Here is a 12,476-nt window from a genome sequence, read left to right as displayed (position 1 = left end):
CAGATACATTTCCGACTGCACTTAGTGATAGGGAAGGCCGCTACAGCATCAATCTAGTGGGGCCCGCAAAAAATTGGGTTTGTAGCAAGGGTGGGGATTTCGCCCTTGCTACTTTTTGCTGACCAGGTTCGGTTAGTGCGACCTGTTCCTGGCAATCTCGATGTCATCCATGATCGCCTTGGCAAACGCACTCAGGTAATCCGCTGCACCCAGCAACTTGTGGTCATTCTCCATATCGCCTTCGCGTACCAAGTGTTTGATATAGCCCAGCAGCACTGAAACCTGCTCATAGGCATCATCGAACGGCACGCCGGGCGTGATTCTGAACAGGTGCGTGGAGGCTTCACCGGTCTCGCAGAAGGTCTCGACGCCGATAGTTACGCCGGTTTTCGTCTCGTCATTCATTCCGTCGCTCCTTCTTTCACAAGCGTGAAAGGGCGTGCTCGATCAGTGCCCGGGCGGTGTCTGCCGAGCGACGGGCTTTGGCCAGGCTGTTCAGGCCCGGCAGGTCGATATTGGCGTGGCAGTATTTATCGAGGGCTTCAGAAATCCTCAGCAGCAGGTCATCGGCAACGGCGAGCGCGTCAGGTGGGATGAGGTCGACGTGGATCACAGAGGGGAGGGGGGTGACCAGCTTGAGGTGGGGCGGGTCGGGGACGATTTTTTTCATACGGATACCATACCGAGTTCTAGCGTCGTCCTTCTGCTTCCACGCATAAGGGTGACAGCTGCACGCGGGGTGGAAGACCTGGCGTATGGCGAACCCGGCAGACCCGAAGGTCTCCCGCGCACAAACTGTCATGACGACAGCCATCAACATTGCCAGGCTTCCACACCCGATCGCCGAACCATTCAGCGACCGGGTGAGCCTAGAGGGCAGGGTTTCCCCGCACAATCAGACGACGCTCGACAGGTTGCGTAGGGTATTTCTCCGAGGATTACAGTGATAGTAGGGCTTGGCTGAAGCTGCCGTAGGAACCTTCGTAGATACTGGCTTTGAGATCGCAAGGCACTACGCGTAACACTCTCATCCCCGCAAGAACCGCTGCGCCAACCACAACTGCGACTCCGCCAACTGGTGCAGCGCCTGGCTGATCTCGCGGCTGCGTCCGGCCTGCTGGCGGGTGCGCTCCGTGGCGTCGGCCACCTCGCCCACCTGCTGGTTGATCTGCTCAGCCACCTGCCCCTGCTGCTCGATAGCCGCCGCCATCTGCAAGCTCATGCCGCTGATTTGCGCCACCTCTGCGCAAATACGGGTAAGGGCATGGCGGGTCTGCTCCACGTCGGTACTCACCTTTTGCGCCGCCTGTTCACCCTGCTGGGCGGTGGCCAGGGCGTTGCTGCTGTCGTGGCGCAGGGTCTCGATGGAGCGCTGGATCTGCTCGGTCGACTCGCGCGTGCGCGAGGCCAGGCTGCGCACCTCGTCGGCCACCACCGCGAAGCCGCGCCCGGACTCGCCGGCACGCGCCGCCTCGATCGCAGCGTTCAGTGCCAGCAGGTTGGTTTGCTCGGCGATGCCGCGGATCACCTCGGTAATGCTGCCGATGGAGGCGATAGCTTCGGCCAGGCTACCCACCGCCTGACTGATCTGCTCGACCGAAGTACGCATCGACTGGGTCGAGCGTTGGCTGTCGTCGGACAGCCCCTCGCCGTCGCGGGCCAGCTGGTCGGCGTTCTGTGCGGCCTGGGCGGTGTCTTGCAGGTTGCGCGAAAGCGCCTGGATGGTCGCGCTCATCTGGTTGATCGCGGCGGCGGTCTGCTCGGTTTCGCGCACCTGGTGGTCCAGTTGCTCGGCGGAGTACTCCACCACGTCTGCCGAGGTCTGCGCTTGCTGGCGCAGCACCACGCTGTTGATGCAGATACGCGACATCACCGTGGTCATGCGGGCGCGCTGGCTGTCCATGGCCATTGCCAGCGAGGCGGTGCTGCCAGCCTGCTCGCCATACAGCGGGGCCAGCAGTGGGTCGCTGTAGGCGTGTGGATGCTGGGCCAGCAGGCTGCGGACCAGGCGGCGCTGGCGCAGGGCGGGTTGTACGGCGGCTAGCGACGTCAGTGCCAGCAACGCCACGCCCAGCGCCACAGGCAGCAGACCTTGCACGGTGGCCAGCAGCACGGCCAGGCCCAGCAGCAGTTGCAGGCCATGCCCGGTCAGCAGGGCCAAGAAGCGCTGCCCAAACGTCCAAGGCGCCTGACCGCGAGCCAGGCGCGCATACAGTGCCTCGGCCCGACGTACTTGCGGAGCTTCGATGGGCTGGTACACGGTGCCCAGCGCCGACAGCTTGCCCTCGTCGAACAACGGCACCACGTACAGGTTGCGCCAGAAGCGCCCGCCCTGTTTGTGCCGGCCCACCACCGGCGCCGTCCACGGCACCCCGGCGTGCAGCGCCTGCCACATGCTGGCCAGCAGTTGCGGCGGCATGGCCGGGTCGTTGATCAGCTCATGGGGCTTGCCGAGGAGTTCTTGCTCGGCGTAGCCAGTCATGTCCTGGTAGGCGGCGTTGCAACTGAGCAGCGCGCCCTTGGGGTCGAGCCGGGAAATGGCGGGCTCGTCGAACCCGGAAACGGAAGCAGGGGCTTGCATGGCACGACTCCTTCGCAGCGACCGGTTACCAGGCCATGGCCCGCTCGGCGCGCATCTTGCGCACCATCGCGTCATAGAACTTGGTAGCGAAGCCGCTCTCGCGGATCAGCATGGCGGTAAGGCCTGCGCACTTCTCGGCGATGCCTTCGTCCATTGGGTTGTCCTCGCCGCCCAGGGCACCGGCGGCGCACTGGTTCTCGGCGGCGCGCTGTACGGTCCAGAGCAGGAAGAAGGCCTTCTCGATGGTGCTTTCGCCCACCGCGATGCCGTGGTTGCGCAGCACCAGCACGTGCTTGTCGCCCAGGCTCTGGATCATCCGCGCCTTCTCGTCGTCGAACAGGGTGATGCCTTCGAAGCTGTGGTAGCCGATGCGTCCATACAGCTGCGCGCCATAGAAGTCGTCGTGGGTGAAGCCGCGTTTCTTCTGCACCACGGCGCTGATGGGCGTGGTGTGGGTGTGGATCAGGCAGTGCAGGTCGTCACGGGCGCCATGCACCGCGCTGTGCAGGGCGAAGCCTGCGGGGTTGCCGTCGTAGGGTGAGTCTTCGAGCTTCTTGCCGTGCAGGTCGACCTTGAGCAGGTTGCCCGGGGTCACCTCGATGTAGTTCAGGCCGAAGGGGTTGACCAGGTAGTGGTGGTCGGGGCCGGGCAGGCGCGCGGAGATGTGGTTGAAGATGGTTTCGGTCCAGCCGAAGTAGTCCACCAGGTGGTAGCAGTAGGCGAGCTTGACGCGCTGGGCCCACTCCTGGTCGCTGCAATGGGCGGGTTGGGTGAAGTCGTTGGGCTGGGTCATGTGAGGCTTCCTGTTCAAGAGGCGAGGGCGCCGCGAAAGCGCGCCAGGCTGAGAATGTCGAGGGTGGTGGGCATGTGCAGGCCCTGGTAGCCGGCCAGTTCCACCACCGCATCGCCGATGGCGGCCAGCTCCAGCGGGCGGCCTTGTTCGTGGTCTTGCAGCATGGAGGTGCGCACTTCGCCCATGCCGGCGCCCAGTTCCATGAAGGTCTGTGGGTCGAAGTCGATGCGTGCGCCATAGGCGGCTGCGGTGAGCAGGGTTTCTTCGAGCACCTTGCGCACCACTGCCTGCAAGCCGGGCTGGCTGTACAGCTGCGCCAGGGTCGCGCCGGTGACCACCGACAGAGGGTTGGAGGTGAGGTTGGCGATGATCTTGGTCCACAGCGGGTCGCGGATGCGCTCGGTGGCGCGGGCCTCGATGCCGGCACTGGCGACCAGCGCACGCACCCGTTCCAGGCGCTCGCTCATCTGCCCGTTCGGCTCGCCGAAAATCATCAGGTGCGGGTTGCTCGACTGCACCACGCCGGGGGCTGGGGTTTGCGCGGTGATGAACACCACGCAGCCGAGCACATGGCGCAGGTCGAGGCTGTCGCTGAGCGCGCCCTGGGGGTCGACCGCCTCGACCCGGCGACCGGCGAAGCGCCCCGAGGTGCCATGGAAGTACCACCAGGGCACGCCATTGACCACCGGCACCACCACGGTGTCGGCGCCGATCAGGGGCGCAAGCTCCGGCAGCAGGCCGGCCAGGGCCGGGGCCTTGGTACAGATGAACAGCACGTCCTGTTCACCCAGTTGCTGGCAGCTGTCGCTGGCAGTTACGGCGACATGGTGCTCGCCATCCAGGTCGTTCAGGCGAATGCCGTCGCTGCGCAGGGCCGCGAGGGTCTTGCCACGGGCCAGCAGGCTGACCGGCTGGCCGCTGGCGACCAGGCGCGCGGCGAGCGTGCAGCCGATGGCACCTGCGCCTGCAATGCAGACGCGCAAGGGGTTTGGTTGGGTCATGGTTTCTTTCCTTGAAGTCAGGCGCCCGCTCGCGAGGGCGGGCGCCGCAGGTTCAGGTCGCGAGCATTTCCTGATGCTTGCTGGCCAGGCCCAGGTACGACTCGATCACCCGAGGGTCGTCGGCCAGTTGCGCCGCCGGCCCCTGCATGGCGACCTGGCCGGTCTCCAGCACATAGGCGTAGTCGGCCACGCGCAGCGCGGCGCGGGCGTTCTGTTCCACCAGCAGGATCGACACGCCCTGTTGGCGCAGGGTGGTGATGATGCGGAAGATTTCCCGGGTGATCAGCGGCGCCAGGCCCAGGCTTGGTTCGTCGAGCATCAGCAGCTTGGGCTTGGCCATCAGCGCGCGGCCCACGGCGAGCATCTGCCGTTCACCACCGGACAAGGTGGCGGCCAACTGCTCGCGGCGCTCCCACAGGCGCGGGAACAGCTCGTACACCTCCTTGAGCGTTGTTTCGTGGTCGCGGTGGCCGCTGCGGTGGCGCTGGAAGGCGCCCAGCAGCAGGTTGTCGGCCACGCTCATGCTGCTGAACAGCTCGCGTTTCTCCGGCACCAGGCCCAGCCCGCGAGACACCATCACTTCCACTTCCGGCACCGCCTCGAGGGTGCCGTCAAAGGCCACCCGGCCACGGGAGCCGAGCACGCCCATGATCGCCGAGAGCAGGGTGGTCTTGCCGGCGCCGTTGGGGCCGATCACCGTGACGATCTGCCCCTGGCCGACCCGCAGGCTGGCGTTGGACAGCGCCTCGACCTTGCCGTAGGCCACGCACAGGTCGTTCACTTCCAGCACCGGGTTGCTTGCCAGGTTCTCTGGGCGCTTGGGCTCTTGTATCGGCATGTTCATCACTCCGCACCTCCGAGATAGGCTTCCAGCACCGCCGGGTTCTTCTGCACCTCGGCCGGCAGGCCGAAGGCGATGCACTGGCCGAACTCCATCACCACCACCCGGTCGACCAGGCCCATGACGAAGTCCATGTCGTGCTCCACCAGCAGGATCGCCATGCCTTCGCTGCGCAGGCGGCTGAGCAGCAGGCCCAAGGCTTCTTTTTCCTTGTGGCGCAGGCCGGCGGCGGGCTCGTCGAGCAGCAGCAGGCAGGGGTTGGCGCACAGGGCGCGGGCGATTTCCAGGATGCGCTGCTGACCCAGGGCCAGGCTGCCGGCTTCCACGTGCAGGTACTCGCCCAGGCCCACGCGCTCCAGCTGGCGGCGTGCTTCGGCCAGCAAGCGGGCTTCTTCGGCGCGGTCCAGGCGCAGGGCCGCAGCCAGTACGCCCTTGTTGCCACGCAGGTGGGCGCCGAGGGCGACGTTCTCCAGCACGCTCATCTGCGGCAGCAACTTCACGTGCTGGAAGGTGCGGCTCATGCCCATGCGCGCCACCTTGCGCGAGGGGATGCCGTTGATGCGCTGGCCACGAAACAGCACGTCGCCCGAGGTGGGGGTATCGACCCCGGAGAGCTGGTTGAACAGGGTGCTCTTGCCGGCGCCGTTGGGGCCGATCAGGGCGAGGATCTCACCGCTGTGCACTTGCAGGCTCATGTCGTTGTTGGCCACCAGGCCGCCGAAGCGGCGGGTGACGTGACGGGCTTCGAGCAGCACCTCGCCAGGCGCCGGGGCTTCACGCACCGGCAGTTCGGCAGCATCTTCCAGCTGGCGAGCAGCCTTGGCCGGTTTCCAGGCGCTGGGCACCAGGCGCAGCAGCAGTGGCCACAGACCGCCGGGGGCGCGTTGCATCAGCAATACGATGGCGATGCCGAACACGATCACTTCGTAGTTGCCGGTGCTGCCCAGCAGCTGCGGCAGCAAGTCTTGCAGCCACTGCTTGAGCATGGTCAGCACTCCCGCGCCGAGCAGTGCACCCCATACGCTGGCCACGCCGCCAATCAGCGCCATGAACAGGTAGTCGATGCCCATATGCAGGCCGAACGGGGTCGGGTTGACGAAGCGTTGGGTGTGGGCGTACAGCCAGCCGGACAGTGCGGCGAACAAGGCGGCGATGAGGAAGATCACCATCTTCGCCCGGAAGGTGTTCACGCCCATCGATTCGGCCATCAACTGGCCGCCCTTCAGCGCGCGAATGGCACGGCCTTCACGCGAGTCCAGGAGGTTCTGGGTGATCAGCATGGCGCACAGCAGGATGGCCCAGATCAGGTAGTAGATCTTCTCGCCCTTGTCCAAGCTCCAGCCCAGCAGGGAAATGCTCGGCAGGCCGCTGACGCCGGTGTGGCCGCCCAGCGATTCGAGGGTGCCGAACAGGTAGTACAGCGACAGGCCCCAGGCGATGGTGCCCAGCGGCAGGTAGTGGCCCGACAGCTTCAAGGTCAGGGCGCCGAGTACCAGCGCGACGATGGCGGTGAGCGTCAGGCCCACCAGCAAGGTCAGCCACGGCGAATAACTGGCCCAGGCCAGCCAGCCCGGCAGGTCCTGCACGGTGGTGAGGTAGGCGCTGGTGTAGGCGCCCAGCCCCACGAAGGCGGCCTGGCCGAAGCTGGTCATGCCACCCACGCCGGTCAGCAGTACCAGCCCCAGCACCACCAGGGTGTACAGGCCGATGTAGTTGAGCAGGGTCACGTAGTACGGCGGCAGCACCGCCGGCGCCAGGGCCAGCACGGCCACCAGGGCTAGGATCAGGTAGCGCGGTTTCATTCATCGTCCTCCACGTGACGGCTGGTAAACGAACGCCAGAGCAGGAACGGGATGATCAGGGTGAAGACGATGATCTCCTTGTAGGTACTGGCCCAGAACATCGAGAACGCCTCGATCAGGCCCACGCCCAGGGCGCCGAGGGCGGCCGCCGGGTAGCTCACCAGGCCACCGATGATGGCGCCGACGAAACCTTTGAGGCTGATGACGAAGCCCGAGTCGAAGTACAGCGTGGTGATCGGCGCGATGAGGATGCCCGACAGCGCGCCGATGAAGGTCGCCAGGGTGAAGGTGGCCTTGCCCGCCAGGTTCGGCGAGATGCCCATCAGGCGTGCGCCGAGGCGGTTCACCGCCGTGGCACGCAGGGCCTTGCCGTACAGGCTGCGTTCGAAGAACAGGTACAGGCTGATGATCAGCGCCAACGACACGGCGATCACCCACAGGGTCTGGCTGTTGAAGGTCACCGGGCCCAGGGTCAGGCCGGTGTCGGAGAACGGCTCGGTACGCGCACCCTCGGGGCCGAACAGCAGCAGGGCGATACCGACCATGGCCACGTGCACGGCGATCGACACGATCAGCAGCACCAACGAGCTGGCCGAGGCCAGTGGCTGGAACACCAGGCGATACAGCAGCGGGCCGAGTGGCACCACCAGGGCCAGGGTCAGCAGCGCTTGCAGCGCCATGGGCAGCTCGGCCAGCGGCAAGGTACGCAGCAGGCCGACCAGGGCCAGGGCATAGCCGAGCTTGAGCGCGATGCGCCTGGGGAAGCGCCAGCCATGCTGGGCGCGGCTGGCGTCGAACAGGTCCATGGCGCAGTCGGCCAGGATAAGGGCGAGCAGCAGCCACACCAATGCGGTGGGCTGGCCGGCTTGCAGGGCGGCCATGGTCAACGCGCCATAGGTGACGAACTCACCCTGGGGGATGAGCAGGATGCGCGTGACGGTGAAGACCAGCAGGATCGACAGTGCCAGCAGTGCATAGATGGCGCCGTTGGTGATGCCGTCCTGGCCGAGCAGCAGGGCTATCTGGGAATTCATAGTGGTAACTCTTGATGCGGTGTGGAGCGCGCAGGCCTGCCGGGTATTACCCGTGCCAGTGGCACGGGCAAGCCCTAGGGCGAGTGCCTGGCGCAGGCGATCAGTTGGCGAGCAGGGTCCAGGTGCCGTTCTTCACCTGGATAAGCTCGCGGCCACGCTCGTCGAAGCCGCTGTGGTCGGTCGGCGTCATGTTGTAGACCCCTTGCGTGCCGGCCAGCTCGTGGCTGGCTTCCAGCGCGTCACGCAATGCTGCGCGGAACTCCGGCGTGCCTGCCTTGGCCTTGGCGGCGGCCAGCGGAATAGCCTTCTGCAACAGCAGGCCGGCGTCGTAGGTGTTGGCACCGAAGGTGGCCGGCTTGCTGCCGTTGAGCTTCTCGTAGGCGGTCACGTACTCGCGGGCGATGGCCTTGGAGGGGTGGCTGTCCGGGATATCGTCGAGCACCAGCATCAGGCTGGCGGCGAGGATGGTGCCTTCGACTTTCTTGCCGCCAAGCTTGAGGAAGTCCGGCAGGGCGGCGCCGTGGGTCTGGTACATCTGCCCGCGGTAGCCCTGGTCGAACAGGGTGGTCTGCGGCAGTACCGAGGAGCTGCCGGGGGCGGCCACCAATACGGCGTCCGGGCGGGCGGCGAGCAGCTTGAGGCTTTGCCCGGTGACCGAGGTGTCCTGGCGCTGGAAGCGTTCGTTGCCGACCAGCTTGATGCCATGCTCGGCGGCCAGTGCGCCCATCACCTTCGACCAGTTCTCGCCGTAGGGGTCGGCGGTGCCGATCAGGCCTAAGGTTTTCACGCCACGGCGGGTCATGTCCTCGACCAGGGCCTTGGCGATCAGGTCGTCGTTCTGGGTGGTCTTGAACACCCACTTCTTCTGTTCGGTCATCGGCAGCACCACGGCGGCGGTGCCCACAGGGGCCAGCAGCGGCACGCCGGCTTCGGCGGCGAACTGGATCACACCCATGGCGTTGGGCGAACCGCTGGGGCCGATGATGGCATCGACGTTCTCTTCGCTGATGAGTTTCTTCAGGGCCTTCACGGTGGCGGTCGGGTCGCTGCCGTCATCCAGGGCGATGTACTTCACCTGCTGGTCGCCTGCCTGGGTAGGCAGCAGCGGTACGGAGTTCTTCTGCGGCAACCCTACCAAGGCGATGGGGCCGGTGGAGGAGGTGATGACGCCGACTTTCACGTCCGCTTGTGCCTGTGCAAGGCAAACGGCGCTCAGGAGCAGGGTGGACACGGCTTTCTTGAAGTGCATGACGTACTCCGGGTTGCAAGGCTGTTGGAGAGGCAGTGGTGCACGAGGGCGTCTACAGGTTCGGGTCGACGCAGTGGCTGGCTGCCTTCTTGTTGTTCTTGCGCCTTGGAGGGCGCTGTCGGCGGGTTACCCACCTGACTGGAAAGATCTTTTGCACCTCCCGTGCCAGAAAACCCCGCACCAGCCTGGCCCAGAGGCGCTCTCGAGCGCTGGCAAGGGGCTTTTTCGCGGTCTGGTTGGCTGCATTTCGCCAGTATTTGGCGCTGCACCAAAAAGCCATCCAGGCAGCGTCACAGGTGGTTCGCAGCCTCGCTGATCGAGGGTTTTAGAGGGGGAGAAAATCGATTTTTTTAGCGTTGAATTTTTATTTTTTTGAGCGGTTTTTTTCTGATGTAAGTGTATTTTTCTGTTCGATTATCGGTCACTTCTGCGTCGTAGACCTAAAGTCGAATTTTTCGTCGTCGCAGTCAGATTTTTCTAATTTTCAAATCAAGCAAATGATTTTTAAGGATATTTTTAAATTTAAAGCCAGGTAGGCGCTTAGCGGTGTTGTTACCAAACTGCACGCTTATGTGGCGAAGGGTGGAGAAAGTGCACCGAATTTACACACTTTTTCCAGTGATAATTCAATTGACATTTCACGTAATTATTCCGATTCTTTTCCCACGCGGGCTGCTGCCCGTGAAAGGCAGGTAACCCGGACAGGAACGTCCACTGGCAGGGGCAGTTGCGCCCACCAATCCGGTACCTGCCCATAACAACAATAAAGAGGTGTTCTCCACGTCCAAGCAGCGGCCTTGCTACGACCTTTTTGCAGTAAGTGGTTATAAAAACAACACTGCGGATTAACTGCCAACACGCACTTCGTTCATTAATCTGCTCCCACTCAAATGCGCCGGCGTGCGCATGTAAGAAAGGATCAAGTCCATGTTCCAGAAGAAGAACGGGCTGGTCGGCGGCGTTGCTGCCGCAGGCCTGATGGGGCTCTTCGCACCGAATTTCGCTCACGCGGATTTCTTTGATGATCGACAAGTCAGCCTGGGGCTGCGCAACTTCTACATCGACCGTGATTTCAAACAAAGCGATGCGCCAAAGTCGCGTATTGGCAGTTGGACCCAGGGCTTCGACTTCCGCGCGATTTCCGGTTACACCGAGGGGCCTGTGCAGTTCGGCCTGGATGTGTCCGCGCAATATGCCTACCGCCTCGATGGCGGCGGCGGTCGCGGCCCGGATACCATCATTCCCTACGACGACAGCAAGGGTGAGCAGGTTCGCGACTATGGCCGCGCAGCCCTCACCGCGAAGATGCGTTACTCCAAGACCGAGCTGAAAATCGGCGAGCACCGGCCGACGCTGCCGGTGGCGTTCTACGATGATTCGCGCCAGTTGATCACCACCTACCATGGCTTCCTGGTGGAGTCGAAGGAGATCGACAAGCTCACCCTTACCGCCGGTCGTTTCAATGAGATCAGCAGCCGTGAGTCGTCCAACCGCGAGAAGATGTACCTGTTCAACGGCCCGGACATCCAGCGCCGCAGCGATGGCCTGAACTTCGGCGGCGCCACCTACGCCTTCACCCCGGCGCTCAGTGCCACGTACTTCTATGGCGAGCTGGAAGACATCTACCAGCAGCAGTACCTGGGCGGTACCTACAACGCCGACCTGGGCGGCGGCTATGGGCTGAAGACCGACCTGCGCTACTTCGACAACCGCAAGGACGGCAAGGCGCTGTACGGCGACATCGACAACAGCTCGTATGGCGTGATGACCACGCTGCGCAAGGGCGCACATGCCATTGGTGTGGGTTACCAGCGCATGCTGGGCGAGTCGACCTTCCCGACGCTCAATGGCTATGCGCCGCAACCGTACCTGGTGAACTGGTCGACCATCGCGTTCGTGAAGCCCAACGAGAGCTCCTGGCAGCTGCGCTATGACCTGGACTTCGCGCCCTATGGCGTGCCGGGCCTGAAGCTGATGACCCGCTACATGCGCGGTACCGGTATCGACCGTGGCAACAATGCGTTGGACGAGAACGTCGAGAGCGAGCGCAACATCGTCCTCGGCTACGTGGTCCAGAGCGGGCCGCTCAAGGGTGTTGGGCTGGAGTGGCGCAACATCGATGTGAAGACGCGCTACGGCAATGGCAGTGCTTCGGGGGCTGACTACAAGGAAAACCGCCTGATCACCACCTACACCTTCAAGTTCTAAGGCGCTTGCCGGGCCGACCTTGGTGTCGGCCCGCAGGTGCTGTGTGCGAGACGAACATGCGACTTTATGAATTGATCACCTTCACCGTGCGGGTGCGTACGCCGGCGCTGGCCATGGAGCGCCTGCGCCATAGCCTGGAACAGGCGGCTGCGGGCTGTACCTTGATGGGTTGCTGGGCTTCGGAAATCGGGCCGCTGAACCAGGTTGCGGTACTGCGCGGGTTTGTCGACGAGGCTGCGCGCCAGGCCGAGCGCGAGCGTTTCTTGCTGGCGCCTGATGCCTTTGGTGTCGAGGAATATCTGCTGGACATGAAGGTCGAGAATTACACGCTGTTTCCGTTCCTTGAGCCGCTGGCGCCTGGTGGGCATGGGCCGTTCTACGAGCTGCGCGAGTACAACCTGGTTCATTCGGGGTTGGCGCCTTGCATGGCGGGGTGGGAGACGGCCATCGGGCCGCGGACTGGCGAGGGGTATTCGGCGGTGTATGCGGCGTTCTATGCCACCGATGGGCGTGTGCCGCGGTACTTGCATATCTGGCCGTATGCGACCCAGGAGCAGCGCTTGGATGTGCGGACGCGGGCGGTGAAGGATGGGGTTTGGCCGCCGGAGAATTCTGGGCCGTTGTTACGTGAAATGCATTCCACTTTGTACCTGCCGGCGGGGTTTTCGCCGTTGCATTAGTTTTGCGCTTTACCTCCACGCTCCACATTTGCGCCCGCAGGCTTTTCGCGGGCTTTTTTTCATTAGCAGCTTGCTGTTGCTGTTGCTGTTGCTGTTGCTGTTGCTGTTGCTGTTGCTGTTGCTGTTGCTCCGGCGAGCGCGCAGCGCCTCGCAACCGCTTTTGACCTTGCTCTTCGTGCGCGAGAGTTCAGACGACACAAATTGCGACTTACAGGAGGCCGAACGGAGGCGTCTGGAGGGCCATGGCGCGCAGCGCCCTTCGGCGTAGCCGAAGTCGCGAGATGTAG

Annotated in this window: 11 protein-coding genes and 1 pseudogene; 2 read left to right on the top strand and 10 right to left on the bottom strand. The window is 63.9% G+C overall.

Annotation, left to right across the window (positions count from 1 at the left end; genetic code table 11):
• Window positions 1-132 precede the first annotated feature (132 nt).
• From ACQKPE_RS08115 to ACQKPE_RS08075, 9 genes are all read right to left on the bottom strand, one after another.
• Window positions 133-405, bottom strand: coding sequence for a DUF3077 domain-containing protein (locus tag ACQKPE_RS08115; protein WP_427664772.1), 273 nt, complete (start codon window positions 403-405; stop codon window positions 133-135).
• 16 nt (window positions 406-421) lie between these two features.
• Window positions 422-670, bottom strand: a complete 249-nt coding sequence (locus ACQKPE_RS08110; protein WP_427664770.1) for a hypothetical protein — start codon at window positions 668-670, stop codon at window positions 422-424.
• A gap of 357 nt (window positions 671-1,027) precedes the next feature.
• Window positions 1,028-2,581 (bottom strand): methyl-accepting chemotaxis protein, encoded by a 1,554-nt coding sequence (locus ACQKPE_RS08105; RefSeq protein ID WP_427664769.1) that lies wholly within the window; start codon window positions 2,579-2,581, stop codon window positions 1,028-1,030.
• Window positions 2,582-2,606: 25 nt separating this feature from the next.
• Window positions 2,607-3,374, bottom strand: coding sequence for a class II aldolase/adducin family protein (locus ACQKPE_RS08100; RefSeq protein ID WP_427664768.1), 768 nt, complete (start codon window positions 3,372-3,374; stop codon window positions 2,607-2,609).
• Window positions 3,375-3,388: 14 nt separating this feature from the next.
• Window positions 3,389-4,375, bottom strand: a complete 987-nt coding sequence (locus tag ACQKPE_RS08095; protein ID WP_427664766.1) for a ketopantoate reductase family protein — start codon at window positions 4,373-4,375, stop codon at window positions 3,389-3,391.
• 52 nt (window positions 4,376-4,427) lie between these two features.
• Window positions 4,428-5,219, bottom strand: a complete 792-nt coding sequence (locus tag ACQKPE_RS08090) for an ABC transporter ATP-binding protein (RefSeq protein ID WP_427664764.1) — start codon at window positions 5,217-5,219, stop codon at window positions 4,428-4,430.
• A complete protein-coding gene (locus tag ACQKPE_RS08085) occupies window positions 5,219-7,018 on the bottom strand; it encodes an ABC transporter permease subunit (RefSeq protein ID WP_427664762.1) in 1,800 nt (599 codons plus the stop codon). Before ACQKPE_RS08085 ends, ACQKPE_RS08090 begins: the two co-directional genes overlap by 1 nt.
• On the bottom strand, window positions 7,015-8,052 hold the full coding sequence (locus tag ACQKPE_RS08080; RefSeq protein ID WP_427664760.1) for a branched-chain amino acid ABC transporter permease: 1,038 nt from the start codon (window positions 8,050-8,052) through the stop codon (window positions 7,015-7,017). The genes ACQKPE_RS08085 and ACQKPE_RS08080 overlap by 4 nt, the downstream gene beginning before the upstream one ends.
• A gap of 100 nt (window positions 8,053-8,152) precedes the next feature.
• Window positions 8,153-9,301 carry an ABC transporter substrate-binding protein gene (locus ACQKPE_RS08075; protein ID WP_427664758.1) on the bottom strand — a complete coding sequence of 383 codons (1,149 nt, stop codon included), beginning with the start codon at window positions 9,299-9,301 and terminating at the stop codon, window positions 8,153-8,155.
• Window positions 9,302-10,228: 927 nt separating this feature from the next.
• Between ACQKPE_RS08075 and ACQKPE_RS08070 the strand changes: the two genes are divergently transcribed.
• Window positions 10,229-11,509: an OprD family porin gene (locus tag ACQKPE_RS08070; protein WP_427664756.1), complete on the top strand. Its 1,281-nt coding sequence runs from the start codon at window positions 10,229-10,231 to the stop codon at window positions 11,507-11,509.
• Between the two features lie 56 nt (window positions 11,510-11,565).
• Window positions 11,566-12,189: an NIPSNAP family protein gene (locus ACQKPE_RS08065; protein ID WP_427664754.1), complete on the top strand. Its 624-nt coding sequence runs from the start codon at window positions 11,566-11,568 to the stop codon at window positions 12,187-12,189.
• Window positions 12,190-12,198: 9 nt separating this feature from the next.
• Here the strand turns inward: ACQKPE_RS08065 and ACQKPE_RS08060 are convergent.
• Window positions 12,199-12,476, bottom strand: a pseudogene (locus ACQKPE_RS08060) (hypothetical protein); the annotation flags it as partial.

The sequence above is a fragment of the Pseudomonas sp. NPDC089554 genome, assembly GCF_050280645.1.
Classification (GTDB): Bacteria; Pseudomonadota; Gammaproteobacteria; order Pseudomonadales; family Pseudomonadaceae; genus Aquipseudomonas.
Note: the sequence above shows the minus strand (reverse complement) of the source record. Positions and strands in the feature narration are given on the sequence as shown.